The 24821-nt window shown below is 71.0% G+C and carries 21 protein-coding genes and 1 pseudogene; 15 read left to right on the forward strand and 7 right to left on the reverse strand.

Translation table 11 applies throughout. The features are described 5' to 3' along the window. Positions 1-72: 72 nt before the first annotated feature. The 3 genes from lhgO to VSH64_RS38095 form a co-directional block, all read right to left on the reverse strand. On the reverse strand, positions 73-1257 hold the full coding sequence (gene lhgO / locus VSH64_RS38085) for an L-2-hydroxyglutarate oxidase (RefSeq protein WP_326567595.1): 1185 nt from the start codon (positions 1255-1257) through the stop codon (positions 73-75). 136 nt (positions 1258-1393) lie between these two features. Beyond that, positions 1394-2917 carry an MFS transporter gene (locus VSH64_RS38090; protein ID WP_326567596.1) on the reverse strand — a complete coding sequence of 508 codons (1524 nt, stop codon included), beginning with the start codon at positions 2915-2917 and terminating at the stop codon, positions 1394-1396. A gap of 101 nt (positions 2918-3018) precedes the next feature. After that, positions 3019-6132 (reverse strand): BTAD domain-containing putative transcriptional regulator, encoded by a 3114-nt coding sequence (locus tag VSH64_RS38095; RefSeq protein WP_326567597.1) that lies wholly within the window; start codon positions 6130-6132, stop codon positions 3019-3021. A gap of 131 nt (positions 6133-6263) precedes the next feature. Here VSH64_RS38095 and VSH64_RS38100 point away from each other — a divergent pair, with 131 nt between their 5' ends. From VSH64_RS38100 to VSH64_RS38125, 6 genes are all read left to right on the forward strand, one after another. Then, positions 6264-7409: a DegT/DnrJ/EryC1/StrS family aminotransferase gene (locus tag VSH64_RS38100; protein WP_326567598.1), complete on the forward strand. Its 1146-nt coding sequence runs from the start codon at positions 6264-6266 to the stop codon at positions 7407-7409. A gap of 46 nt (positions 7410-7455) precedes the next feature. Beyond that, positions 7456-8385, forward strand: a complete 930-nt coding sequence (locus VSH64_RS38105; RefSeq protein WP_326567599.1) for an NAD-dependent epimerase/dehydratase family protein — start codon at positions 7456-7458, stop codon at positions 8383-8385. A gap of 32 nt (positions 8386-8417) precedes the next feature. Beyond that, positions 8418-9611 (forward strand): glycosyltransferase family 4 protein, encoded by a 1194-nt coding sequence (locus VSH64_RS38110; protein WP_326567600.1) that lies wholly within the window; start codon positions 8418-8420, stop codon positions 9609-9611. Further along, entirely contained in the window at positions 9601-10227 is a 627-nt protein-coding gene (locus VSH64_RS38115; protein WP_326567601.1) for an acyltransferase, read from the forward strand. Before VSH64_RS38110 ends, VSH64_RS38115 begins: the two co-directional genes overlap by 11 nt. Before the next feature lie 243 nt (positions 10228-10470). Then, positions 10471-10980 carry a SigE family RNA polymerase sigma factor gene (locus VSH64_RS38120; RefSeq protein WP_326838141.1) on the forward strand — a complete coding sequence of 170 codons (510 nt, stop codon included), beginning with the start codon at positions 10471-10473 and terminating at the stop codon, positions 10978-10980. Further along, the gene (locus tag VSH64_RS38125) at positions 10977-11732 is read left to right on the forward strand and encodes a hypothetical protein (RefSeq protein ID WP_326567602.1); all 756 of its coding nucleotides are present in this window, start codon (positions 10977-10979) and stop codon (positions 11730-11732) included. Before VSH64_RS38120 ends, VSH64_RS38125 begins: the two co-directional genes overlap by 4 nt. A 12-nt stretch (positions 11733-11744) precedes the next feature. On the opposite strand, the gene VSH64_RS38130 is transcribed toward VSH64_RS38125, so the two are convergent. The 3 genes from VSH64_RS38130 to VSH64_RS38140 are packed head-to-tail and all read right to left on the reverse strand — an operon-like array spanning position 11745 to position 13986. Next, positions 11745-12701 (reverse strand): Gfo/Idh/MocA family protein, encoded by a 957-nt coding sequence (locus VSH64_RS38130; RefSeq protein WP_326567603.1) that lies wholly within the window; start codon positions 12699-12701, stop codon positions 11745-11747. Further along, complete coding sequence (locus VSH64_RS38135) at positions 12698-13804, reverse strand: DegT/DnrJ/EryC1/StrS family aminotransferase (protein ID WP_326567604.1); 1107 nt, start codon at positions 13802-13804, stop codon at positions 12698-12700. The genes VSH64_RS38130 and VSH64_RS38135 overlap by 4 nt, the downstream gene beginning before the upstream one ends. Before the next feature lie 53 nt (positions 13805-13857). After that, a complete protein-coding gene (locus VSH64_RS38140) occupies positions 13858-13986 on the reverse strand; it encodes a hypothetical protein (protein ID WP_326567605.1) in 129 nt (42 codons plus the stop codon). 17 nt (positions 13987-14003) lie between these two features. Here VSH64_RS38140 and VSH64_RS38145 point away from each other — a divergent pair, with 17 nt between their 5' ends. From VSH64_RS38145 to VSH64_RS38175, 7 genes are read left to right on the forward strand one after another with little or no spacing between them, the layout of a single operon-like run. Then, a complete protein-coding gene (locus VSH64_RS38145) occupies positions 14004-14762 on the forward strand; it encodes a UDP-N-acetylglucosamine acyltransferase (protein ID WP_326567606.1) in 759 nt (252 codons plus the stop codon). Between the two features lie 11 nt (positions 14763-14773). Then, entirely contained in the window at positions 14774-15019 is a 246-nt protein-coding gene (locus tag VSH64_RS38150) for an acyl carrier protein (RefSeq protein ID WP_326567607.1), read from the forward strand. Further along, positions 15012-15743 carry an SDR family NAD(P)-dependent oxidoreductase gene (locus VSH64_RS38155; RefSeq protein WP_326567608.1) on the forward strand — a complete coding sequence of 244 codons (732 nt, stop codon included), beginning with the start codon at positions 15012-15014 and terminating at the stop codon, positions 15741-15743. Before VSH64_RS38150 ends, VSH64_RS38155 begins: the two co-directional genes overlap by 8 nt. Next, positions 15740-17149, forward strand: coding sequence for an AMP-binding protein (locus VSH64_RS38160; protein ID WP_326567609.1), 1410 nt, complete (start codon positions 15740-15742; stop codon positions 17147-17149). Before VSH64_RS38155 ends, VSH64_RS38160 begins: the two co-directional genes overlap by 4 nt. Beyond that, a complete protein-coding gene (locus VSH64_RS38165) occupies positions 17146-18198 on the forward strand; it encodes a LuxE/PaaK family acyltransferase (RefSeq protein ID WP_326567610.1) in 1053 nt (350 codons plus the stop codon). The genes VSH64_RS38160 and VSH64_RS38165 overlap by 4 nt, the downstream gene beginning before the upstream one ends. Beyond that, positions 18195-19439 (forward strand): acyl-CoA reductase, encoded by a 1245-nt coding sequence (locus VSH64_RS38170; RefSeq protein WP_326567611.1) that lies wholly within the window; start codon positions 18195-18197, stop codon positions 19437-19439. The genes VSH64_RS38165 and VSH64_RS38170 overlap by 4 nt, the downstream gene beginning before the upstream one ends. Positions 19440-19495: 56 nt before the next feature. Next, positions 19496-20485 (forward strand): lysylphosphatidylglycerol synthase transmembrane domain-containing protein, encoded by a 990-nt coding sequence (locus VSH64_RS38175; RefSeq protein WP_326567612.1) that lies wholly within the window; start codon positions 19496-19498, stop codon positions 20483-20485. Positions 20486-20506: 21 nt separating this feature from the next. Here VSH64_RS38175 and VSH64_RS38180 read toward each other — a convergent pair whose 3' ends face one another. Next, on the reverse strand, positions 20507-22438 hold the full coding sequence (locus VSH64_RS38180) for a DUF6541 family protein (protein WP_326567613.1): 1932 nt from the start codon (positions 22436-22438) through the stop codon (positions 20507-20509). Between the two features lie 304 nt (positions 22439-22742). On the opposite strand from VSH64_RS38180, the gene VSH64_RS38185 reads away from it, so the two are divergent. Then, the gene (locus VSH64_RS38185; protein ID WP_326567614.1) at positions 22743-24278 is read left to right on the forward strand and encodes a hypothetical protein; all 1536 of its coding nucleotides are present in this window, start codon (positions 22743-22745) and stop codon (positions 24276-24278) included. Then, positions 24275-24775 (forward strand): annotated as a pseudogene (wsfD, locus tag VSH64_RS48625) (glycan biosynthesis hexose transferase WsfD); the annotation flags it as partial. The gene VSH64_RS38185 and the pseudogene wsfD, both read left to right, overlap by 4 nt. Positions 24776-24821: the final 46 nt, after the last annotated feature.

Raw genomic sequence — 24821 nt, forward strand, 5'->3', positions numbered from 1 at the left:
CAACACACGGGGCCCGGGGGCCCGGCGGTTCACGGAAATCCCAAGAATTTTTCGTGATCTTGTTTGCGCAGCTCAGGCGGCTACCTGGTCGGCGATGTGCTTCGCGATCTCGAGCGCGCTCGTGGCGGCGGGGCTCGGGGCGTTGAGCACGTGGACCTGGTCGCGGGCGGTCTCGATGAGGAAATCGTCCACGAGCGAGCCGTCGGGCCGCAGCGCCTGGGCGCGGACACCGGAGCCGTGGCGCACGATGTCGTCCTCGGTCACGGCGGGCACGAGCCGGGCGAGGCTGGCGGCGAAGCGCTTCTTCGAGAATGAGCGCAGCACTTCTTCCAGGCCCGTCGGGTAGGCGTACTTGCGCGCGAGCCGCCACGCGCCGGGGAAGCGGGCGACGTCGGCGAGGTCCTTCACGGACACGTCGGCCCAGCGGTAGCCCTCGCGGCGCAGCGCGAGCACGGCGTTGGGGCCGGCGTGCACGCTGCCGTCGAGCATGCGGGTGAGGTGCACGCCGAGGAACGGCAGCGTCGGGTCGGGCACCGGGTAGATCAGGCCGCGCACGAGGTGGCGGCGCTCGGGCTTGAGCTCGTAGTACTCGCCGCGGAACGGCACGATGCGGGCGCTCGGCTTCACACCGGCCAGCTCGGCCACGCGGTCGGACTGCAGGCCGGCGCAGTTCACGAGCGCATCGGCCTGGATGACTTCCGTGGCGGTGGCGACTTCGACGCCGCCGTTGCTCCCCGGCCGGATGCCGAGCACCTCGGTGTTGAGGCGCAGGTCGGCGTCGGCCTCGTCGAGCAGGCGCACGAGGGAGGCGCAGACGGCCGGGAAGTCGATGATGCCCGTGGACTCCACCCGCAGCGCGCCGACGCACGCCACCTCGGGCTCGTACTCGCGCGCCTCGGCGGGTGTGACCTTCTTGGCGGGCACGCCGTTGGCCTCGGCGCGCTCGGCGAGCGTGTTCAGCGCCGGCAGCTCGGCTTCGCTGGTGGCCACCACCAGCTTCCCGCACACCTCCACGGGCACGCCGTACTGTCGGGCGAAGTCCACAATGGACCGGTTGCCGGCCACGGACATCCGCGCCTTGAACGAGCCCGGCTTGTAGTAGAGGCCGGCGTGGACCACGTTGGAGTTGTGCCCGGTCTGGTGAGCCGCCCAGCGGCCCTCCTTCTCGAGCACCGTGACGTCCTGCCCCCGGCGGGACAGCTCCCACGCCACGGCCAGGCCGACGATTCCCCCACCGATCACCACCACGTTACGCACGGACAGAAAGGCTACGCGACCTTGCGGTCTTCTGCGTAGCCCAAGTGGTCTGAAATGCGGTTTCCCACAGATCAGGTGACCCATTGGCGAACTCCGGTCCGAAGTGGACTGCCGTCCACCCGGACCGGAGCGGGCCCTAGTCGACCTCGTCGAGCACCTTCGGCACCCCGCGCAGCGCGAACCACGCGACCCCCGCCACCAGCACCATCAGGCCGGCCGCGCCGAGCATCGTCACCTGCAGGCCGCCGATGAACGCGTGCTGCGCCGTGTGCAGCAGCTGCGCCCCGGGACCGGCCGGGAGCTGTGCGGACACCTGGGCCGCGCCGGCCAGCGTCTCGCGGGCGGTGTCCGGCAGGTCGGCGGGCAGGCCCTGGCGGTAGAGCGAGCCGAGCACGCTGCCGAGCACCGCGATGCCGAGCGCGCCACCGAGCTCCGTGGCCGTCTCGGAGATCGCCGACGCGGCCCCCGACCGGTGCCTCGGCACCACCCCGAGCACGGTGTCCGTGGCGACGGTGAGGATCAGCGCGAGGCCGATGCCGAAGACCACCATGGTGACCACCAGGTACGGATACGCCGTGCCGACGTCCGTCCGGCTGTAGAGCGCGAACCCGATCGCCGACGACACGCAGCCCAGCGTGACCGTCCCGGCCCGCCCGAGCGCCTTGATCAGCACGGCGCCCAGCGTGCCGCCGATCAGCGCCCCGCCCATGCCCGGCAGGCCCGCCAGCCCGGACTTCAGGGGCGACCAGCCGTTCACGAGCTGGAAGTACTGCGTGGAGATCACGCTCACCGCCAGCTGCGCGAACATGGCGAGTACCGTCGTGACCACGGTGGTCGAGAACGCGCGGTTGCGGAACAGGCGCAGGTCCATCAACGGCTCCGCCAACCGCGGCTGCCGCGCCACGAACACGATGAGACTCCCGACGCCGATCACGGCCGCCGCGTAGACGTCCCAGTGGTTCAGCCCCACGTAGGCGATCTCCTTGATGGCGTAGACCACCCCGAGAATCCCGACGAGCGACAACACCACGCTCACCCCGTCCAACCGCCCCGGCCGCGGATTGCGCGACTCCGGCAGCACGAAGATGCCGACACCGATCAGGATCGCGACCACCGGCACGTTGACCAGGAACACCGAACCCCACCAGAAGTGGCTCAGCAACGCCCCGCCGATCAACGGCCCCAGCCCGAACCCGAGAATCGTCAGCCCACTCGACACGCCGATCGCCGCCGTGCGCTCCTTGCCGGTGAACGTGTTGCGCAGGATGGACAGCGTGGAGGGCATGAGCGTCGCGGCGCTCGCACCGAGCAGCATGCGCAACACGATGAGCAGCTCGGCATTCGGCGCGTACGCGGTCGCCACGGACAGGACCCCGAACACGGCGGCGCCGGTGAGCAGCAGCTTCTTGCGCCCGATCCGGTCCCCGATGTTGCCCGCCGTGATGAGCAGACCGGCCAACGCGAACCCGTACCCGTCGGCGATCCAGAGGGCCTGTGTGGTGGTGGGCTGCAACGCCTCGGAGAGCGCCGGGATGGCCAGGTGCAACACCGTCAGGTCGACGGCGGTGAGAATCTGGACAAGTACGCAGACGCCGATGATGGCGGCTTTGCGGGCGGGGGTTCTTGTTGCGCCGGGGCTGCTGGGTGCAGTGATCGTCATGGTGGGCCTCCGTGGTTCGCGATGGCCCTGACGGTGCTCGCGTGCGCTGACGATCCGCGCACGAAAGACGCACGGTGGCTGTCATTGCAGGTCAGTGCCGGTCACGGAGCAATCCCCGCCTCCGTAAGCGCCTTCTGCACCGTCAACTCCCTCCCCATCGCATAACACCCCTCATACCGCGCCCCCAACAACGCGCGAGCCCGGTCCGCCACCGCCGTGACATCCGGTTGCCCCACCATTTCCGTGCCGCGGGCGGCCGCCGCGGCGCCCAGGAGCAGGGCGGCTTCCGCGGCGTGCGCGTCCAGCAGAGCGGCGCCCGCCACGCACTCCAGGGCCGAGGCCAGCACGGTGCTGTCCTGCCACTGCTGGGCCGTCTGCACGGCCTCGCGCAGCAACGCACGGGCCTCGGCAGCGCGGCCCGAAGCCACGGCCACCCAGCCCAACGCGATGGTCGCCGCCGCGCGTACGGCGGCCGCGGAGAACGAGCCGCTCGTGCATTCCGCCAGTGCCTGCTCCGCCAGAGACCGCGAGGCCGCCAGATCGCCGTCGCGGCGGGCCAGGGCGGCCAAGCCGACGTAGCCGGAGGCCCGTGTTTCCGGCATGCCGGAGCGGCGGGCCAACGCGATCACCCGCGAGTAGTCCGCGCGAGCGCCCGCGACGTCGCCTTGGAGAGCCAGGCTGTCCGCGCGGCGGCAGAGCAGGTCGGCGTAGTCGTCGGCGGCGCCGAGTTGCTGCATGAGGTCCATGGACTCGGTCATGGCGGCCATGGCCTCGTCCCAGCGACCGCGCCAGGTGAGGAGCTGGGAGAGGTGGTCGAGGCACATCGAGAGGCCCCAGCGTTCGCCGAGGGCGCGGTAGCGGACTTCGCCTTCGCGCAGGCGAGCCTCGGCCTCGTCGAGGTCGCCGGTGAGCATCGCGCGCAGGCCGGTGCCCATGGGCACCAGGGCGCTGCTCCACGGGTCGCCGTGGGACATCAGGCTGCTGCGGGTGAAGAGGGTCTCCTCGTCGGCCGGCGGGCCGATCACCACGCCCAGCAGCAGGCTCAGCGTGGGATGCCTTGGGGCCCAGGCCATGTCGCGGGCGTAACGCTCCACTGTGGACTGGTACGGCAAGGTCGCGTCGTGGTCGGGGGCGCCGGACATCGCGTTGAGCAGGCACATGAGGAAGTGCTCTTCGTAGCCCGCGGGAGCTGAAGGGCCGCACCGCTTCACGACCTCGAGCGACAGCATCGCGCCTTCGTAGCGGCGGCCGCGCATCCACCAGTACGTGGCCAGCGCGGCCGTGAGGCGCAGCGCGGTGGGCAGGTCGGCGTCGGTGGCCCAGCGCAATGCCGCCACGAGGTTGTCGTACTCCGTGTCGAGGCGGTCGAGCCAGCGCAGCTGGTCGGCGGTGCGCAGCAAGGGATCGGCTTCCTCGGCCAGTGCGAGAAACGCGGTGGCGTGCGCGGCCGAGAACCGCTCACTCTCGCCCGAGCCGGCCAGCTTTTCGGCGCAGAACGCGCGGATCGTCTCCAGCATGCGGTACCGATCGCCGGTGGTCTCGACCAGCGACTTGTCCGCGAGGCCCGGCAGGAGCGACACGGCGTCGGGCACGTCGCACACCTGCTCGGCCAGCCCGAGTGTCGCGCCGCCGGAGAACACGGTGAGGCGGCGGGCGAGGCGGCGTTCGTCGTCGTCGAGCAGTTCCCAGCTCCACTCCACCACGCCGCGCAGCGAGCGGTGCCGCGTCTCCGCCGTGCGGCTGCCGCGCGCGAGCAGGTGGAAACGGTTCTCCAGGCGTGCGGCGATCTCGCCGACCGGCAGCGTTCGCACGCGCGCCGCCGCGAGTTCCAGGGCCAGCGGCAGGCCGTCGAGGGCCGCGCAGATGTGCTGCACGTCGCCGACCGTGTCGTCGTCCACGCGGAACGCCGGATCGCTCGCGGCCGCGCGGTCGGCGAACAGCCGCACCGCCGGGAAGCCGAGCGCCTCGGCCGCGGCGGTGCCCGGCGGCGGCACGGCCAGCCGCGGCACCGGCGCCAGCTGCTCACCGGTGATGCCGAGCGGCTCACGGCTCGTGGCGAGCACGCGCAGGCCCGGGCACGCGGGCAGCAGGCGTGCGAGCAGCCGCGCAGCCGCGTCGACCACGTGCTCGCAGTTGTCCAGCACCAGCAACGTCGCCTGGTCGCGCAGCGCGGACACCAGCCGTTCCACCGGGTCCTGCACGCCCGAACCGCGAAGCGGCGAAGCACCTTCGCGCAGCCCCAACGCACTCAGCACGGCCTGCCCGACGTCGTCCGCGACGTGCGGCGCCAGCTCCACGAACGCCGCCGGCCCGGCGGAAACCGTGGCCACCTCCACCGCCAGCCGGGTTTTGCCCGTGCCACCGGGCCCGAGCAGCGTGACCAGCCGCGCGTGCCGCAGCAGCTCGCCGACCTGCCGCAGCTCGCCGTCGCGGCCGACGAAGCTGGTCAGCTGCGCGGGCAACGGCGCCGACGCGGCCGCGGGCTCGCTGCGCAGCGCGGCCAGGTGCGCTTCGGCGAGCTCGGGCCCGGGGTCGGCGCCCAGCTCGTCCGCCAGCGTGCGCCGCGCGTCCTCGAACGCCGCGAGCGCCTCGGCCGAGCGGCCCGCCGCGTGCAGCGCGCGCACGAGCTGCGCCCGCGAGCGTTCCCGCAACGGCGTCGCGGCGACGACCGTCCGCAGCTCGTCGAGCACCTCCGCCGCCCGGCCGAGCGTGATCTCGGCGTCCACCCGGTCACCGGCCGCGTCCGCGCGCAGTTCCTCGAGCCGGGTTGCCTGCGTCGCTGCGAAAGGCGCTTCGGTCACGTCGGCGAACGCCGGCCCGCGCCACAACGCCAGCGCTTCGCCCAGCAGGTCGCTCGCCCGCGTTGCGTCGCCCGCCGCGTGCTCGCGCCGCCCGTCGCCGGCGAGGCGCTCGAAGCGGTGCACGTCGACTTCGTCGGGCTCGATCACGAGCCGGTAGCCCGCCCCGGTGAACTCCACCGGCGCCACCGCCTTCAACGCACTGCGCAGCCGCGACACCTGCGACTGCAGCGCGTTGGCCGCACCGTCCGGCGGCTGCTCGCCGTAGAGGCCGTCGATCAGCCGCTCCGCCGACACGAACTTGCCCGCCTCCAGCGCGAGCTGCGCCAGCAACGCCCGCACCCGCGGACCCCCGACGGACACCGGCTCACCCGCCGCGTCCCACGCCGTGACCGCCCCCAGCACCCCGATCCGCATGCGGCAAGACTAGGCGCTCGCACGCCCGTTACCGGCAGGTTTCGTCCCCACGCCCGGCTCGGCGAAGGGCGTCTCTACACTTCGAGGCGAGCTTGCGCAACATGCGGTGCGCGGAACAACAGGAGTTGGGGATGTCTGGACAACCGGCCGACCAACCGGTGCTGCTCGGGAAGCCGACGGTCGGCGAAGAGGAACTGGCCGCGGTCGCCGAGGTGTTCCGCTCGGGCTGGCTCGCCGGCGCCGGCCCCGCGTGCCGCCGGTTCGAAGAGCGCTTCGCGCAAGCCACGGGCACGGCGCACGCGCTCACCACGAGCAGCTGCGGCTCCGCGCTCTTCCTCGGCCTCAAGGTGCTCGGTGTGCAGCCCGGCGACGAGGTCATCGTCGGCGACTACACCTTCCCGGCCACCGGCCACGCCGTGCTGCAGGCCGGCGCGAAGCCCGTGTTCGCCGACATCCGGCCCGACATCTTCAGCGCCGACCCGGCCGCGATCGAAGCCCTGATCACGCCGCGCACGGTCGGCATCCTCGCCGTCGACGTCGCCGGCCTGCCCGGTGACTTCGACGAGTACCGCGCGATCGCCGACAAACACGGTCTGTGGCTGTTCGAAGACGCCGCCTGCTCGGCCGGCGCCACGTACAAGACGCGCCCGGCCGGCAGCCTCGCCGACCTCGCCGCGTTCTCCTTCCACGGCCGCAAGGGCATCACCGCGGGCGAGGGCGGCGCGCTCGTGTCGAACCGCGAAGACCTCATCGCCCACGCGCGCAAGATGCACACCTACGGCATCGAGCCGGCCATCAGCCGCGAGGGCTCGGGCACGCTGCCGATCCCCGAGTTCCACGAGCTGGGCTGGAACTTCCGCCTGTCGGACATCCAGGCCGCCATCATGGGCGTGCAGCTCGATCGGCTGCCCGACCTGCTCGCGGCGCGCCGCGCGGTGGCCAAGCGGTACCACGAGGCGTTCGCCGACGTGGACGCGCTGACCGCGCCCGTGGAGCTGCCCGACCGCGAGCACCCGTGGCAGGCCTACCTGCTCACCGTGGCGCCCGAGGTGAACCGCGACGCGCTGGCCCTGCGGATCCGTGAGCAGGGCGTGCAGTGCAACTTCGGCACGTACGCTTCGCACCTGCAGCCGGTGTACGGCGAGCAGCAGCCGCTGCCGGTGTCCGCCGACGCGTTCCGCCGCCAGCTGGCGATCCCGATGCACGCGGAGCTCACCGAAGCCGAGGTCGACCGCGTGGTGACCACGGTGCGCGAAGCCGTTCACGCGCTCGGCTGAAGAACCTGACCGACTGAAGATCGCCGACCGAGGAGAAGCAGCGACCATGTCCGAGAAGAAGGTGTTCTTCACCGGTGGCGGTGGGTTCATCGCCGCCCACGTCATCCCGCTGCTGCTCGACGGCGGCTACACCGTCCGCATCTTCGACAACATGACCCGCGGCGACCGCGCTCGCGTCAACGAATTCGTGGCCACCGGCAAGGTCGAGCTGGTGGAGAAGGACGTGCGCTACGGCGGAGCGGTCCGCGAGGCCATCCGCGGCTGCTCGCACGTGATCCACTTCGCCACGGTCTCGATCAACAAGTCGATCGCCGACCCGCACGAGTCGATCGACATCAACATGACCGGCAACCACAACGTGTTCGCCGCGGCCGCCGACGAAGGTGTCGAGCGCCTGGTGTTCGCGTCCACCGCGTCGGTGTACGGCGAGCCGAAGCGCCTGCCGATGCACGAGGACGACGAGCTGCGCCCGCTCACGCCGTACTGCATCTCCAAGCGCGCCGGCGAGGACATGCTCGGCTTCTACGAGCGCACCAAGGGCCTGTCCTGGAACGCGCTGCGCTTCTTCAACGTGTACGGCCCGGGCCAGAAGATCGAGGCCTACTACACGTCGGTGATCAACCACTTCATCCAGCGCCTGCGCGCCGGCCAGCCGCCGATCATCGACGGCCGCGGCGACCAGTCGATGGACTTCGTACACGTGTCCGACCTGGCCCGCTCGGTCGTGGCCGCGCTGGAGTCGGAGCAGTCGAACAAGCCGATCAACATCGGCACCGGGGTGGACACGTCCATCGCCACGCTCGCGAAGATCCTCATCGAGGCCGTCGGCGTCGACGTGCAGCCGCAGTTCAACGAGCGCGACGTGCTGGTGTCGCGCCGCGCCGCGGACATCACGCGGGCCCGCGAGATGCTCGGCTGGGAGCCGACCATCACCGTCGAAGAGGGCATGCGCGCGTTGGTCCGGGACTCCGAGTGAGCTCCGCCGCGGGCCCAGCCCAAGGACGTGCGATGCGCATCGCGGTGGTCAACAACTTCTTCCCGCCGCGCGTCGGCGGGAGTGCCCACATGTCCGCTTCGCTCGCGGCAGAGTACGCCGCCGCGGGCCACGAGGTCCTCGCGATCACGGCGGCCTACGGCGACGCACCGGCCGACGAGCAGCGCGACGGCTACCGCGTCGTGCGCCTGCCCGCGGCGAAAATGCCCCAGCTCGGGCTCTCGATCGACTTCGACATGAGCTTCGCGTCGCTGAAGCCGGGCAACTGGCGGCGGCTGTGGAAGCTGCTCGACGAGTTCAAGCCCGACGCGGTGCACCTGCACGGCCAGTTCTTCGACCTGTCGTGGCTGGCCGGGTTCTACGCGCGGCGGCACAAGCTGCCGGTGCTGCTGACCATCCACACGCTCCTGATCAGCGACAACAAGCTGTACGGGCGCGTGTTCCGGGTGCTCGACGCGGTGCTGGTGAAGCCCGTGCTCAAGTACATCCGGCCGCGCTACGTCATCCTCGACAAGCTCGGCGTCGACTACTGCGTGGAGCGCTACGGCACGAGCGACGCGAACTCCGAGTACTTCCCGATCGCCGTGGACACGGGCCACTTCGCCAAGCCCGTGACCAAGGACGTGCGCGCGGAGCTGGAGCTGGGCGACGCGCCGCTGATCGTCTCGCTCGGCCACGTGATCCCGCTGCGCAACCGACTTCCGCTGGTAGAGGCGCTGCCCGCGATCCTGGAGCGGCACCCCGGAGTGCGCGTGATCGTGGTCGGCCGCGTGTACCACGACGCGTTCCTCAAGCGCGCCGAAGAGCTCGGCGTCGCCGAAGCCCTGGTGGTGACCGGCGCCGTGCCCAAGGAGGACGTGCCCGCGTACTTCGCCGCGGCCGACATCGTGACCCACGACCTCAACGGCGGCTGCGGCACCGCGTCGCTCGAGGCGATGCTGTCCGGCACGGCCACCATCGCGTCGGTCACCGAGGACAACTACCCCGGCATCGAGCTGCGCAACGGCGAGAACATCCTGCTCGTGCGCCCGGACGACGCCGAGGCCGTGGAGCAGACCGTGCTCTCGCTGCTCGACGACCCGGCGCTGCGGGAACGCATCGCGGCCCGCGAAAGCGCCATGGTCCGGGCCAACTTCGGCCTCGACGTGGTGGCCGAAGAACACCTGCGCGTGTTCACGAAACTGGTGGCGGACCACGATGTTCCTTGACGACGACCGGTCCAACCGCCTGCGCCCGATGATCCTCAACGACCTCGTGGCGCAATACCTGAACGACGCCGAGCGCGCCCGCTTCTACGGCCTGCCCGAGTCGTGCCGCGTGCGCGAGCGCGTGAAGATCATCAGCCCCGAGAACCTCACGATGGGCGAGCACTGCTGGATCGGCGAGGGCGCGGCGCTCGACGCGAGCGGCGGCCTGGAAATCGGCGAGCACACCAGCATCGGCCTCAACACGCTCATCTTCACGCACTCGAGCTGGCTCGCGAACATGACGCTGCAGAACCACAGCGGCAGCGACCTCATCGAACGCAAACCCGTGAAGATCGGCAAGGGCTGCTTCATCGGCGGCCTGGTCGTGATCATGGCCGGCGTGACGATCGGCGACTTCGCCACCGTGCAGCCCAACTCGGTCGTCGCCAAGGACGTCCCGCCCCGCACCCTGGTCGCCGGCAACCCGGCGCGCGTGTTCCAGCGCTACGACGAGGAGTACATCGCCTCGGAGGTCGAGCGCGTGCGCGCGGAGAACGCCCGCCGCCGCGGCCTGTCCGACGCCGGCTCCGGCGACGCCTCCGGCTGGGGCTCCCCGGCGGGCGATTTCAGCGAATGAACACGCCGACGTGGCCTCGTGAGCTGATCACGCTGTCGTCTTGTCGACGGCCGCGACGAAAACTCGGGTGAGCACTCCGGCCAGGTGCGGCTCGACATCTCGGGTCATCCCATCGTGCTCGACCTCGACGAGCTCATCGCCCCCTGGCTGCCGCGTCTGTACCGTGAATCCGGGCGAGCCGACGTCGGGACAACCTCCGCTGCGCCCAGCCGTCCCGTAGAGGTGGAGATCGGGGGTACGCCGGTGGCGCGCAGCGACGACGAGTTCGTCGAGTTCGTGCAGGCGTCGTCGAACCGGCTCACGCACGCGGCCTTCCTGCTCACCGGGGACCGCCACCAAGCCGAGGACGCCGCGCAGACGGCGTTCGCCCGCACCTACGCCGCGTGGTCGAGGGTGCGGCGCAAGGACGCCTACGCGTACGCCCGCACCGTGCTGGTCAACCACGTGATCGACGGCTGGCGGCGCCCGATGCGCGAGTACGCCTCCGAGGAGCTGCCCGAGCGGCCGACGAGCCAGGACGTGGCCCAGGCCGTGACGCAGCGTGAGTGGCTGACGTCCGCGCTGGCGCGGCTGACCGGCCGGGAGCGGGCCGTGGTGGTGCTGAGGCACTTCTTCGACCTGCCGGAACAGGCCGTGGCCGACGAGCTGAGGGTGTCGGTGGGTACCGTCAAGAGCACGAACTCGCGGGCGCTCGCCAAGCTGCGGGTGGACGCCGGGCCGGAAGACGTGCTGATCGGAGGGAGCGGGCGGTGACCGACCTCGACAAGCTGCGCTCCGCGCTGCACGAAGCGCCCGAGCAGCCGTTCGCCGCGCCTGACCTGGGGCGGATCTTCACGGAGGGCCGGCGGATCCGGCGCCGGCGACGGATCGTGACCGGCGCGGGCGCGGTGGTCGGCGTGGTGGCCGTGGTCGGGATCGTGTTCGGGGCCGTCGCGCTCAGGACACCCGCCGAGCCGGTGCCGGTGGCCGCGGCGCCCCATGGGCCGGCGAGCGCGAGCACCGAGGCTCCGCCGCCCAGCTCCACCGCACCGCCCACGGCGGTCGACCAGCTGCCGAAGTCGATGATCCAGCCCTACGGTGACGTGATCCCGTCCGGCATCGACACCACCACCGGCCGGGTTGTCTTCTACGCCACCAAAATCGACGACAGCCCGCTGCCCGATGTCCACTTCGGACTGATGGCGGCGCTGCAGACCAAAACCGGGTTCCAGCCGCTGTACGCCAGCAACGAGATCCGCGGCTCCGACCGGTCGTTCGGCTTCCACGCCACCGCCGGCGGCCTCACCACGGCCGACACCTGGGTGCCGGTGTTCGGCTACTTCGCCGGCCCCGCCGTGAAAATCACCAGCACCGTGCACGGTAAACCGGTGGTCGCGCAGACGGCCCAGTGGAGCGTGGACCCGAACGTGGTGGTGTTCTGGTTCAACCCGAAGGAAGTGCCGTCCTCGGCCGTGCTGACCCCGCTGGTCGCGTACGGCAAGGACGGCACCCGTCTCACCAAGTGATCAGGCCCGAAACTACGCCGCGGCCTGCGTGAGCACCTGCGCCACCACGTGGTGCGACGGCAGGATCAGGTCACGCTCCACGTCGGCGTCGATCTTGCCCTCGAGCAGGTCGAGGAACCGGTCGAGCTGCGTGGCCAGCGGCTCACGCGCGGTCACCAGCTCGGGGATCTCGATCACCGTCTGCTGCCGGTAGCCGAGGCCGTCGGGCGTCACGGAGTCGTGCGACACGTGGCGGTAGATGGTGACGTCGCGGCGCAGCAGGTCGATCTCGATCAGCCGGTCCAGTTCGGACACGACCAGCGAGCGCACCTTCTTCTGCCCCAGCCGCGAAGCCGACACCGTGGCCAGCCCGGTCGGGAACGACAGCACCGTCTCGATGGTGTCCTCCGCGCCGTCCACCGACGACGGGTGGAAGTAGCCCGCGCCCGAGGTGACGCGGGCCGGCGTGGCCCCGCCGAAGAACTGGATCGCCAGGTCCACGTCGTGCACCAGCAGGTCCCACGCCACACCGGTCTTGATGCGCGGCGCGTACGGGCCGTGGCGGCGCGCCATGAGGTGCACCGGCTCGTTGATCAGCGCCCGTGCCGTCATCACGGCGGGGTTGTAGCGCTCGAGCAGGCCGCACATCAGCGGCACGTCCTTCTGCTCGGACAGCGCCACGATCTCCTGCGACTTCTCGAAGCTGTTGCACACCGGCTTCTCGACGAGCATCGGCTTGCCCTGGCCGAGGATCTCCTGCGCCAGGTCGTAGTGCACCTCGGTGGCCGAGGCCAGCACCACCGCGTCCACATCGGACAGTGAGCCGAGCTCGGGCGTCCACTGCGTTTCGTAGCGCTCGGCGACGGCGCGGCCGGCTTCCTCGCGCGGGTCGATCACGCGGACGAGGTCCACGCGCTCGTTGGCCGCGAGCACACGCGCGTGCAGCGAGCCCATGTTGCCCGTGCCGATCAGGGCGATGCGGTGGGTCATGCGCCGAGCACCTCGCGAACCGTTTCGATGATCGTGTCGAGCTGCTCGTCGGTCAGGTGCGGGTGCACCGGCAGCGAAAGCGCCTGCGCCGCGACGGCCGTGGCCACCGGGAAGTCGGCCACGTCGGCACCCGGGATCAGCGGGTGGCCGCGGTAGCAGTCGTAGTCGAACACGATCTTGGGGTAGTAGATCCCGTTGCCGATGCCGCGCTCGGTGAGCTGGGCGGCGAGCTCGTCGCGCGAGAGCATCGCGTGCGGGCCCACGAGCACGGTGTACTGGTGCCACACGTGCTCCCGGCCGGGCAGCACCTGCGGGATGTCGAGGCCCGGCGTGCCCGCGAGGCCTTCGGAAAGCCGCTTCGCGTTGGCCTGGCGGGCCGCGGTGAGCTGGTCGAGCTTCTGCAGCTGCGGGATGCCGACGGCCGCGTGCAGGTCGGTCATGCGGTAGTTGTGGCCGGCCATCTCGTACTGGTAGCGGGCGCGCATGCCCTGGTTGCGCAGCACGCGCAGTTTGTCCGCCAGCACGTCGTCGTCGGTGGTGATCACGCCGCCCTCGGCGGTGGTCACGTTCTTCGTCGCGTACAGCGAGAAGCAGCCGATGCCGTACGAACCGGCCGCGCGGCCTTCGAACGACGCGCCGACCGCCTGCGCCGAGTCCTCGATCACCTGCAGGCCGTGTTCGGCGGCCAGCGGTGCGAGCTTGCCCATGTCCGCCGTCTGGCCGTACAGGTGCACCGGCATCAGGACCTTGGTCCGGTCGGTCACCGCGGCGCCCACGGCGTCGGGGTCGATCGCGAAGTCGTCGCGCCGGATGTCGGCGAACCGGACGGTGGCGCCGGCTTCCAGGATGGCGTTCAGCGTCGCGACGAACGTGAACGGCGAGGTGATCACCTCGTCACCCGGTGCCAGGTCCAGCGCCTGCAGTGAGGCGACCAACGCGGTGGTGCCGTTGTTCACGGCGATGGCGTGCTTCGTGCCCGCGACGTGCGCGAAGGCGTCCTCGAAGCGCTTGACCATCGGCCCCTGTGCGATGGCGCCGGATCGCAGCACCTCGACGACGAGGTCTTCCGCGTCACGGACGTCGACCACGGTAATGGGGATCATCGGCAGTCTCTCTCGGCAGGCGATTTCAATGCGTCCGGTACAGTGCAGTGCGCTCAGGCCGCGAGGCCGGAGAGCCGCCGGTTCTGCGCCCGGCTGCCCTGCGTGAACGCGGGCCACACGTTACCGGGCGCCGCCGCCTGCCCCAGACCCCAGGCCGCTCGCGACTCGACAGCGGCGGACAAGTGAATGGATCACCGCAGTGTCTGACGCTCAGGCCGCGAGGCCAGGGACCAACCGAATCCACCCCACCGCACTGATCGGTGAAGGTGTCGAGCTCGGCGACGACAACGTGATCGGACCGTACACGGTGATCGTCGGCCCGACCAGGATCGGCGACGGCAACTGGATCGGTCCGCACGTGACCATCGGCACTCCGGGCGAGGACCGTGGCAAAGCACACCCCGCTGGCTGGGACACCGCCCCGACCGGCGACCCGGACGCCGACGGCTACGGCGTGGTGATCGGCAGCGGCAACCGCATCCGCGAGTACTCGACCGTGCACCAGGGCACCTGGCGCACCACCACGCTCGGCAGCGAGGGCTACTACCTGCGCGGCTCCCACATCGCCCACGACTGCCTGGTCGGCTCGGCCGTCACCATCGCGTCCAACGTGATCACCGGCGGCCACTGCCACATCTGGGACGGCGCCAACCTGGGCATGGGCGCGATCCTGCACCAGAAGGTGGTGGTCGGCCCCGGCGCGATGGTCGGCATGGGTTCGGCCGTGCGGCGCGAGGTGGGCGCGTTCACGATCGCCGTGGGCAACCCGGCGCGCGTCACCGGCGTGAACGTCGTGGGCCTGTCCCGCCGCGGCCTGGACGAGGCCACGATCGAGGCCCTCGGTCCGTGGCTCAAGGGCAAGGCGGGCCTCCCGGATGACGGGCTGGCCGACCGGCTGCCCGGCGACCTCTCTACCTTGGTCAAGGCGTGGGACGCCCGCCCGCGCGAAGAGCATTAGGAGCGTTGAAAATGTCGGAAATCGCCCCCAAGCTGCGCGACGTCTTCGTCGAGGCCTTGGACCTCGACGGCGACGTGAACGTCGAGGCCCTGAAGTACCGCGACATCGAGGCGTGGGATTCCGTGGGCCACATGGCGCTGGTCGCGGCCATCGAGGACGAGTTCGACGTCGAGTTCGACACCGACCAGGTCATCGACATGTCGAGCTTCAAGGTCGCCGTGGACATGGTGACCGAGCTGAAGTCGAAGAATGACTGATCTCACCGGACGCGTCGCGCTGGTGACCGGCGGTACGCGCGGGATCGGCCTGGCCACCGCGCGCGCCCTGGTCGAGGCCGGCGCCACGGTGGTCCTGACCGGCCGCGACGAGGCCCGCGCGAAGGAAGCCGCTTCCGCCGCGGGTGCCGCCGCCGGGCTCGTGCTGGACGTGACCGACGCCAAGGCCGTGTCCACGCTGGTGCGCGGCGTCGCGAAGGAACACGGCCGGCTCGACGTGGTGGTGGCCAACGCCGGGATCATGGAGGACGCGCTCCTCGGCATGATCCGCGAAGAACTGGTCGACACCACGCTCGCCACCAACGTCGGCGGCACGCTGCACACCGTGCAGGCCGCCGCGCGGGCGATGATGCGCAAGAAAACCGGTGCGATCGTGGTGCTCGCCTCCGTGGTGGGCCAGTACGGCAGTGCCGGCCAGACGGTGTACGCGGCCTCGAAGGCCGCGGTGGCCAACATCGCGCGCTCGGCCGCGAAGGAACTCGGCCGCTCGGGCATCCGCGTGAACGCGGTGGCGCCCGGCGTGATCGAGACGGACCTCACCTCGGGTTTGTCCGACGAGGCCAAGGCGGACAACGTCGCGAAGACGCCGCTGGGCCGGCTCGGCACCGCGGAGGACGTGGCGAAGGCGATCCGCTTCCTCGTGAGCGACGACGCCGCCTTCATCACCGGACAGGTACTCGGGATCGACGGAGGCTTGGTGCTGTGACGCTGTGGGGTGCGGGAGCCCGGCTGGTCGACGCGGCCGGGGGCCGCACGCTGGCGGGCGACGAGCTGGACGCGGAGGTCGCGCGCGTCGCGGTCGCGCTCGGTGAGCTGCCGGTGGGTGTGCTGTTCGCGCGGATGTCCGTGGACCTGGCGAGCGTGCTGCGCTACCTCGGCGCGGTGGAGGCCCACCGCGCGGTGGCGCTGATCGACCCGGCGCTCGACGCCGACGTGCTCGCGGGCCTCATCACACGCTTCCGGCCCGCGGCCGTGCTCGCCGCGCCGGACGCCCCGGCGCCCGAGGGCTACACCGCCTCCGGCGACAACTGGCTGCGTGACTCGGCCGACGGCGTGAAGCCGCACCCGGACCTCGCGGTGCTGCTGCCGACGAGTGGTTCGACCGGCAACCCCAAGCTCGTGCGGCTGTCGCGCACCGGCCTGCTCGCCAACGCCGAGGCCATCGCCGAGGTGCTGCACGTCGATTCCGCCGAGATCGCGCCCACCTGCCTGCCGTTGCACTACAGCTACGGCCTGTCGGTGCTGAATTCGCACCTCGTGCGCGGCGCGACCGTGGTGATCGAAGCATCGGGCGTGCTCGGCCGCGGATTCTGGGACGCGGTGACCGAATACGGCATCACGTCGCTCTCCGGCGTGCCGTACCACTACGAAATGTTGCGGCGGCTCAAGTTCGACCCCGCGAAGTACCCGACGCTGCGCACGCTCACGCAGGCCGGCGGCAAGCTGCGCGACGAGCTCGTGGTCGAGTTCAACGACAAGATGCGCGCGGTCGGCGGCCGGATGTACGTGATGTACGGCCAGACCGAGGCCTCGCCGCGGATGACCACCGTGCCCGCCGAGCGCCTCGCCGACAAGATCGGCTCGGCCGGGCCCGCGCTGCCCGGCGGCGCGTTCTCCGTCCGCCGCGACGACGGGGTCGAGACCACGCACCCCAAGATCGTCGGTGAGGTCGTCTACCGTGGGCTCAACGTGATGATGGGCTACGCCGACGACGAGGCCGGCCTGGCCGCGGGCGACGAGTGCGGCGGGCTGCTCGCCACCGGTGACCTCGGGTACCTCGACGAAGAGGGCTACCTGTTCATCACCGGGCGGCTCAAGCGCATCGGCAAGGTGTTCGGCAACCGCGTGAGCCTCGACGACCTGGAGCACGCCGTGCGCCAGGCGGCGGTGGGCATCGAGGTCGTGGCGGCGGTGGCGGCCGGCGACAAGGTCGTGCTGTTCGCCGAGCTGCCCGAGGGTGACGGCGCCAAGGCGATCTGCAAGGACGCGTCGCGGGCCCTGGCCGACCGGCTGCACCTGCACACCAGCGGGTTCGACGTGCGGCCGATCGACACGGTGCCGCTGCTGGCCAGCGGCAAGATCGACTACCGGTCGTTGGAAGGACGGGTATGAGTGTGTTCACGCGCTCGCAGGCCGAGCGGGAAGCGACGCTGCTGCCCGAGCTCGCGGAGCTGACCGCGCACCACCGGGCCCGGTCCGAGGGCTACGACCGGATCCTGGCCTCGCTCGGCCTCGCGCCGGACGCGGCGTTCGGCTCGATCGCGGACCTGCCGTGGCTGCCGGTGCGCATGTTCAAGACCCACGACCTCAAGTCGATCCCCGACGACGAGGTGTTCAAGACCCTCACGTCTTCGGGCACCACCGGTGCCGGCGCGTCGCGCATCTACCTGGACAAGGACGCGGCCGGCGCGCAGACCAAGCAGCTCGGCGCCACGCTGCAGGAAGTCCTCGGCGGCGAGCGGCTGCCGATGCTGATGGTCGACACCGTCGGCATCATCAAGAACCGCCGCTCGTTCTCCGCGCGCGGTGCCGGCGTGCTGGGCATGGCCAACTTCGGCCGCAAGCACACCTACGTGCTCGACGAGAACGACCAGCCGGACATCGAGGCCGTGAAGAAGTTCCTGGCCGAGTACGGGGACAAGCCGTTCCTCATCTTCGGCTTCACGTTCATGGTGTGGCTCTACCTCTACGAAGTGGCGCGCGACCACGGGCTCGACCTGTCCAACGGCATCCTCATCCACTCCGGTGGCTGGAAGAAGCTGATCGACCGCGCCGTGGACAACACCGAGTTCCGCCGCCGGTTCAAAGAGGACACCGGCCTCACCCGGATCCACAACTACTACGGGATGATCGAGCAGATCGGCACCGTGTTCCTCGAGGGCCCGTCCGGCAACTCGCTGTACTGCCCCGATTTCGCCGACGTGGTGATCCGCGACCCGGAGACGTGGCGGGAACAGCCGGTGGGCAAGCCAGGCGTGATCGAGGTCGTGTCCACGCTGCCGCGCTCGTACCCGGGTCACGTGCTGCTGACCGAGGACCTCGGCGTGTACCACGGCATCGACGACGGTGACTGGCCCGGCAAGCACTTCTCGGTGCTCGGGCGGCTGCCGAAGGCCGAGGCCCGGGGTTGTTCGGACACGTTCTCGGGAGCTGCCGCGTGAGCGCGTTGGAGCAGCGGTTTCCGCTGGGTGCTGCGGTTTCCGTCGACACCCTGCTCGACGACGTGCGGGCTGAGCCGGCGGGTGGCCGCCTGACCGTGGGTGACCCGCGGGTGGTCGAGTTCGTCACGAAGTTCGCGCGCAAGCTGCTGGCGCCCGCGCTGGCCCGGCGCTTCCCGGAGCTGGCTTCGCTGGGCTTCTTCCTGCGCAAGGGTGAGCTGGCCAAGGCGCTGTCTACTTTGGACACCACGGGCGACTCGCTGCGGTTCCCGCGCGGGCTGGTGTTCCACGTGCCGCCGGCCAACGTCGACACGATTTTCGTGTACTCGTGGGCGCTTTCGGCGCTGGCGGGCAACTCGAACGTCGTGCGCGTGTCTTCGCGTTCGGCCGGTGCGGCCGAGGCCGTGCTGGAGGCGCTGAACGCGGCGCTCGACGACGTGTCGCCCGAAGCCGCCGATGCCATCCGCGCGACCCAGCGCATGGTCACCTACGACCGCAGCGACGAGGTCAGCGGCGCGCTTTCGCTGGCCGCCGACCTGCGCGTGATCTGGGGCGGCGACGGTTCCGTGGCCGCGCTGCGCAAGTATCCGCTGGCACCGCACGCGCGGGACCTCACGTTCCCGGACCGCTCGTCGTTCGCCGTCGCGTCGGTGCGCGGCTGGCACGAGGCCACGCCGGAGCAGCGTCGCGGCGCCGCCGAGGGGTTCTACAACGACTCGTACTGGTTCGACCAGGCCGCCTGTTCGTCGCCGCGCGCGGTGTTCTGGGTCGGCGAGGCCGACGGCGCGCGCGTGGCGGGCGAGGAGTTCCGGGCGCTGCTGGCGTCGGTGCTCGAGGCCAAGCAGCACGTGACCGAGCCGGCCATGGCCGTGCAGAAGCGGGTGTCGGCCTACGGCGCGGCGGTCGACGGGCTCGTGTCGGCGATCTCGTTCGACGGAAATTCCCTGGCCACGCTGGAGCTCACCGACGCCACCGTGATGCCGCGTGAGTGGCTCGGCGCGGGCACGTTCGCCAACGCGCACCTCGCGTCGTTGAGCGAGCTCGTGCCGCTGGTCCTGCGCAAGGACCAGACCGTGGCGCAGTTCGGGTTCACGCGTGAAGAGCTGGTCGAGTTCGTGACCGAATTGGCCGGACGGGGCGTCGATCGGGTGGTTCCGTTCGGGTCGGCCTTGACCTTCGCGGGGGTCTGGGACGGTTACGATCTGCTTGCCGAGTTCAGCCGCCTGGTCACGGTGCAGGCCTGACCGGCGGTGACGCGAAGTTGGAGTGCTGCTCGCCCGCGCTGTGAGGAGACTGGTCAGTGACGACCGTTCGCACGTCCGAGGAGGACTCGCCGGCGCCTTCGGAACCGAAGAAGCCGGCGAAGTCGACCAAGGCGAAGATCCTCGACGCGGTGCGCTGGCTCGCCATCCTGCTGGTGGTGGCCTTCGCGGCGAAAGCGCTCACCGACAACTGGACCGAGTTCTGGCACACGCTGTCCGACGTGGCCTGGCAGTCTTCGGTGCTGAGCCTCGTCGCGCTGATCCTGGCGATCATGGTGTCGACGTGGGGCTGGCAGGTGCTGGTCGACGACCTCGGCAAGCCCATCGGCTACATCCGCGGCGCGCAGATCTGCCTCGTCGGCTCGCTCGGCAAGTACGTGCCGGGCTCGGTGTGGGCGTACCTGCTGCAGATGGAACTCGGCCGCAAAGCCGGCCTCGCGCGCGCCCGGATTTTCACCGGCTCGCTGATCCAGCTCGGCGTCGGTGTGGTTTCGGCGCTCGTGGTGTCGCTGCTCGCCGCGCCCGCGGTGTTCAGCAACAGTCCGCGCGCGATGTGGCTGTTCGTGCTCATCCCGGTCGGCCTGGCGCTGCTGCACCCGCGCGTGCTGACGTGGGGCACCTCGCTGGTGCTTCGCCTGCTCCGCCGCCCGCCGCTGGAACGCCCGTTGACCTGGGGCGTGGTGCTGAAGACCTTCGGCGCGTCCACGCTGGCCTGGGTCCTGCAGGGCGTGCACCTGTGGCTGCTGGCCAACTCCGTCGGCGCGCCGGGCTTCAGCGGCTTCGTGCTCTGCGTGGGCGCCATGGCCGTGGCGATGACCGTGGGTACCTTCGCCTTCATCCTGCCCAGCGGCATCGGCGTGCGTGAGGTGGCCCAGGTCGCCGTGCTCACGGCCAGCGGCCTCACCGTCGGCCAGGCCACCGCGTTCGCCGTGGCTTCGCGCGTGATGTTCACCGTCGCGGACCTCCTCACGGCGGGCTTCGCGGCAGGCGCCGCGTGGGCGACCGACCGTCGTCCGGCGACGGCCTGACCCAGCGGAGAGGGCCCCGCGTCAGCCTTTCAGCCGGTAGATCACCGCATCGGAATTGCGGTACACCTGCTCCAAGAACGGCAGCCCCGCCAGGTTCACCAGGCCCGGTGACACGTACTGCGGATTCGGCGGCGCCATCGGCCGGCCCTGGATCACCCAGTGGATGTTCAGGTTCTTGACCGCCGAGCGCACCTCGGGGTCCGTCTCGTAGTCGCGGAAGTGGTACGCCAGGTACCGGGCCTCCGAAGGCGGGTCAGTGCCGTCGTCGTGGGCGGCGACCGTGCGGACGCCGGTGAGGGCATACGTCCAGACCGTGCCGTCGAGGCGGTCGTTCATCGCCCACTCGCCGGGCGCGGCGAGGTGGCCGAGTTGCAGCATCGCGGCTTCCTCGTCGGGCGTCACGGTCTGGTCGTGGGGGTTGGCGGAGCGGTAGCCCGGGGCGAGGCGATCGCCGTTGGTGGTGGCGTACAGGCCCTTCGTCGCGCCCACGAAACCGAGCAGCACCAGCACCGCCAGGATCACGGCCGGCACTCGCGGCGGCAGGTGCTCGCTGAGCCACTGCTGCAGCGACGCCACGCCGTGGCCCGCGATGAACGACAGCGGCACGATCGCCATCGAGATGAAGCGGTACGGGTCGTCCCACCACGGCCGCGAAAACGCCATCACCAGCGGCGAGTTCGAAGACGCGACGGCGGCGTACGCGAGGCCGGTGATCAGCGCCGTGACGCCGATCCAGCGCAGGTCGCCGAGCCGGCGGAAGAAGATGAACCCCAGCAGCAACGCGGCCGAAAGCCACAGCTGCGGGTGCGGTTCCCAGTGCTGGAACCCGAGCAGCGCGCCGATCGCCGTGGTGGCGCGGTACTCGCTCGGCCAGCCGAGGTAGGGCAGGGTGCCGTTGGCCAGGCCGAGCGCGCCGAACAGCTGCAGCCACGCCACCAGCACCGAAACCACCGCGATCGGCAGCAGCGCGAGCAGGTCGTGGCCGAAGCGGTGCCAGGCCCGGCCTGGTGAGAACCACCGCTGCAGCAGCAGCGGGCCCGCGAACAACACCGCGCCGAACAGCGTCGACGAGTGGATGCACAGCAGACCGACTGCGGCCACGACCAGCAGGAAGCCGGTGTCGGGGGCCACGCGGTCGAGGTAGCGCCGCAGGGCCACGGCCGCCAGCGGCGTGAGCGCCAGGCCGAGCAGGAACGGGAACAGCGGCCCGCGGCTCATCGACTCGTACGTGCTCATCACCGGTGCCGCCGACGCGAGCGCCACCGCGCCGGCCAGCACCGCGCGGCCGCGGAACTCGCGCACCAGCACGACCAGCGACAACGCGAGCAGCCCGGGCAGGATCGCGGTGTTCACGTCGAGCGTGAGCGGGATCGACACTGACCCGGTGAGCGTGTACTGGATCGCGGCGAGCAGGTGGTAGGCGTTGGGGTAGAAGGGCGGCTGGGCGTCGGCGTACCAGTTGAGCGTGCCCATGCCGAAGAGGCTGCCGTCGCCGGTGGTGGCGATGTAGCGCACGCCGTTGGCCGCGTACGGCGCGTCGCCGCCCTGCGCGATCGCGCCGAGGTGGCCCATGCCGCGCACGGCGGCGTAGAAGCCGAGGCCGGTCGCCACCAGCAGGCACAGCACCACACCCCACTGCCCCCGCGCGGACCACGCACGGGGTTCGGCCGCGGGCGGCCACCGGCGGACCGTGAGCCGCCGCAGTCCGAACGCGACAGCCACGAAGACCACAGTGGTCACGAGGAACGTCCAGGTGTTGAACGGCAGGCCCACCGCGGCCGTCCACGGTCCGGCGAGGCCGCCGATCGCGTAGCTCAGCAGCGGCGTGAGGCCGGCCAGCACCCAGCCGCGCAGGCCGGCGGCGAGGCCGGTGAGCAGGCCCGGCAGGCCGAGCACGAGCAGCAGGACGGCCAGACTCGCCACATCGGACAACAGCGTGGGTTCGCTCGGCAACAGACTTCCTCGGCTGTGACGGATCCGCTCGGTACCCCCGGGTGGCGGATCGGAATCGGAGCCACAGATTAGCGGTCGCGATATACACCCGAACGGCTTATGTCCGGGAAGCGTAGTGAAGCGATTGACTGGAGGCTGTGAAGTGAGCGCCGGGGCCCGCTCAGCACCACCGAAGAACTCTGTTCACCACCGTGATTCCCGGCGAATCGCTCACCCGAAAGCGAGGCTTCGTCGCGGAATTTCACCGTGACGGGCAGTGAGCGGCCGGTGGGGACCGGTCGGGGGCTGGAGGCAGGGGGTCCGCGTGGTCTACGCGGTCGTGGGGGGCTGGCTGGCGCTGGGCGCGCTCGTCGTGTTCACGTGGCGCCGCATCGCGACCGACGCCGGGTGGCGGGCGTTCGTGGTGGTGCTCACGCTCGTGTTTTCGCTGGTGCACCAGCTGTTGTTCGCCACCGTGACCGAAGACGCGCTCGTCACGTTCCGTTATGCGCAGAACATCGCCGACGGCAACGGGCCCGTGTTCAATCCCGGTGACCGGAACGAGGGTTACGCGAATTTCCTCTGGCTCGTGGTGATCGCGTTGCCGCGCGCCGCATTCGGCGCGGATATCCGGACTTCGGCCGTTGTGCTGGGAGTTGTCGCGGCGTTGGGGAGTGTTCTCCTCGCGTACGTGCTCGCCAATCGCGTGGTGCGCCTCGCGCTGCCGGAAGGCGCGGAGCCGCAGCCCGCCATCGGCGTCGCGGCGGCCGTGCTCACGGCGGGTGCGAGCGGCCTCGCCGTGTACGGGCCTTCGGGCACCGAGCTGCCGATGTTCGTGCTGCTGGTGCTGGCGGTGGCCAACGCGCTGGTCGCGCGCCGGGCCGTGGTCGCCGGAGTGCTCGTGGCGGCGGCGGTGATGACCCGGCCGGAAGGCCTGGTGCTCGCCGTGGTCGCGGGGCTGTGGCTCGCGCTCGCGGCCGCGCGCGGCCGGCACAACTGGTGGGCGCCGGCGGGCTACGTGCTGGGCGCGCTGGTGTTCCTCGTGCCGTGGACGGCCTGGCGCGCCACGTACTACCACCACTTCCTGCCCGACTCGGCCGTGCGCCTGCTCGGCCCCGACTGGCACTACCTCGCCGGTTTTGCGTTGGCGCACCTGGGTTTCCTCGGGCCGGCGGTGGCCGCGGTGGTGGCGCTGCTCGTGGTCCGCACGCCCGACCGCGCGGCCGAAGCGCGTTCGGCGTTGTGGCTGCTGTTCACCCTCGCCTTGTGCTTCACCGCTTTCGTGGCGGTGCTCGACGGCGACACCGGCCCGTCGTGGCGGCTGCTGGTGCCCGTGCCACCGCTGCTGGCCGTGGCCTCGGTGGGCACCTACGGCGTGCTCGCGGCCGCGAACCCGTCGCCGAAACCCCGCACGGTGCCGCGGCTCGTGCCGGTGCTCGCGGCCGTGTTCACGGGGTTCGCCGTGCTCGTTTCCGTGGTGAGCCCGGACGTGCTCAAAAGCGTGCGCACGTGGCACACCGACAGCGCGCAGCTCGCGGAAGTCGGCGAGTGGCTGGCGGCCTACCTGCCGCCGGGTTCCGTGGTGAGCGCCGCCGCGCCGGGCGCCCTGGCCAGCGGCGCGGGCTCCCGGCTGCTGGTGGGCAGCGACCTCATGCGCGCGACCGTCGACGTACCCGAGGACGGCTACGCCAAAACCCAGCACTGCGCCGACGACAGCGGCGCCTGGTACCGCGTGGCGACGTTCCGCCGCATCGGCACGCCGTTCTGGATCTCCGTGTACCCGCGCGCCGACGAAGCGAGCCGCCTCATCGACTACCTCGACCGGGCGCCTGACTTCCAGTACGTATCGTGCCCGGGATGAAGGTGGCGCACCGCGCTCAGCGCTTCAGACCGGCGTCCCTCGGGCTCGGCGTTTTCTGCGTCTCGCTCGCGGTTCTGCTGGTGCGCTTCCTCGTGCCCCGCCCGATTTCCCTGTCCGACAACGGCGACGGCTTCCGCGTGCTGTGCGGCGCCGGCATCAAGTGGACCAGCAAACCGGAAAAGTACGTCCACCTGGTCTACGACGCCACCCCAGGCGGCTGCGACCCGACGTACCAGCTGAGCCAGAGCTGGCTCGCCCGGCTGGCGGTGGCGTTCGGCGCGCGGTCGGAGCTGAGCCTGGTGACGCTCGGGGTGCTCTCGAGCGTGCTGCTCGCGGCCGCGCTGGCGCTGGTGGTGGCCGGCCTGCCGTACGGCCCGCGCGTGCGCCTCGCCGTGGCCGCCGGCCTGCTGTTGGTGGTGGCCGACTCGGCGTTCTTCGGCTACTTCTCCTCGACGCTCGGCGAGGGCACCGCCTTCCTCGGCCTCCTTCTCGCCGTCGGCGGCCTGCTGCTGCTCGGGCGCCGGTGGCTGTGGGCCGGCGCCG

Origin of the sequence: Amycolatopsis rhabdoformis, assembly GCF_035918295.1 — a bacterium.
Lineage (GTDB): Bacteria > Actinomycetota > Actinomycetes > Mycobacteriales > Pseudonocardiaceae > Amycolatopsis > Amycolatopsis rhabdoformis.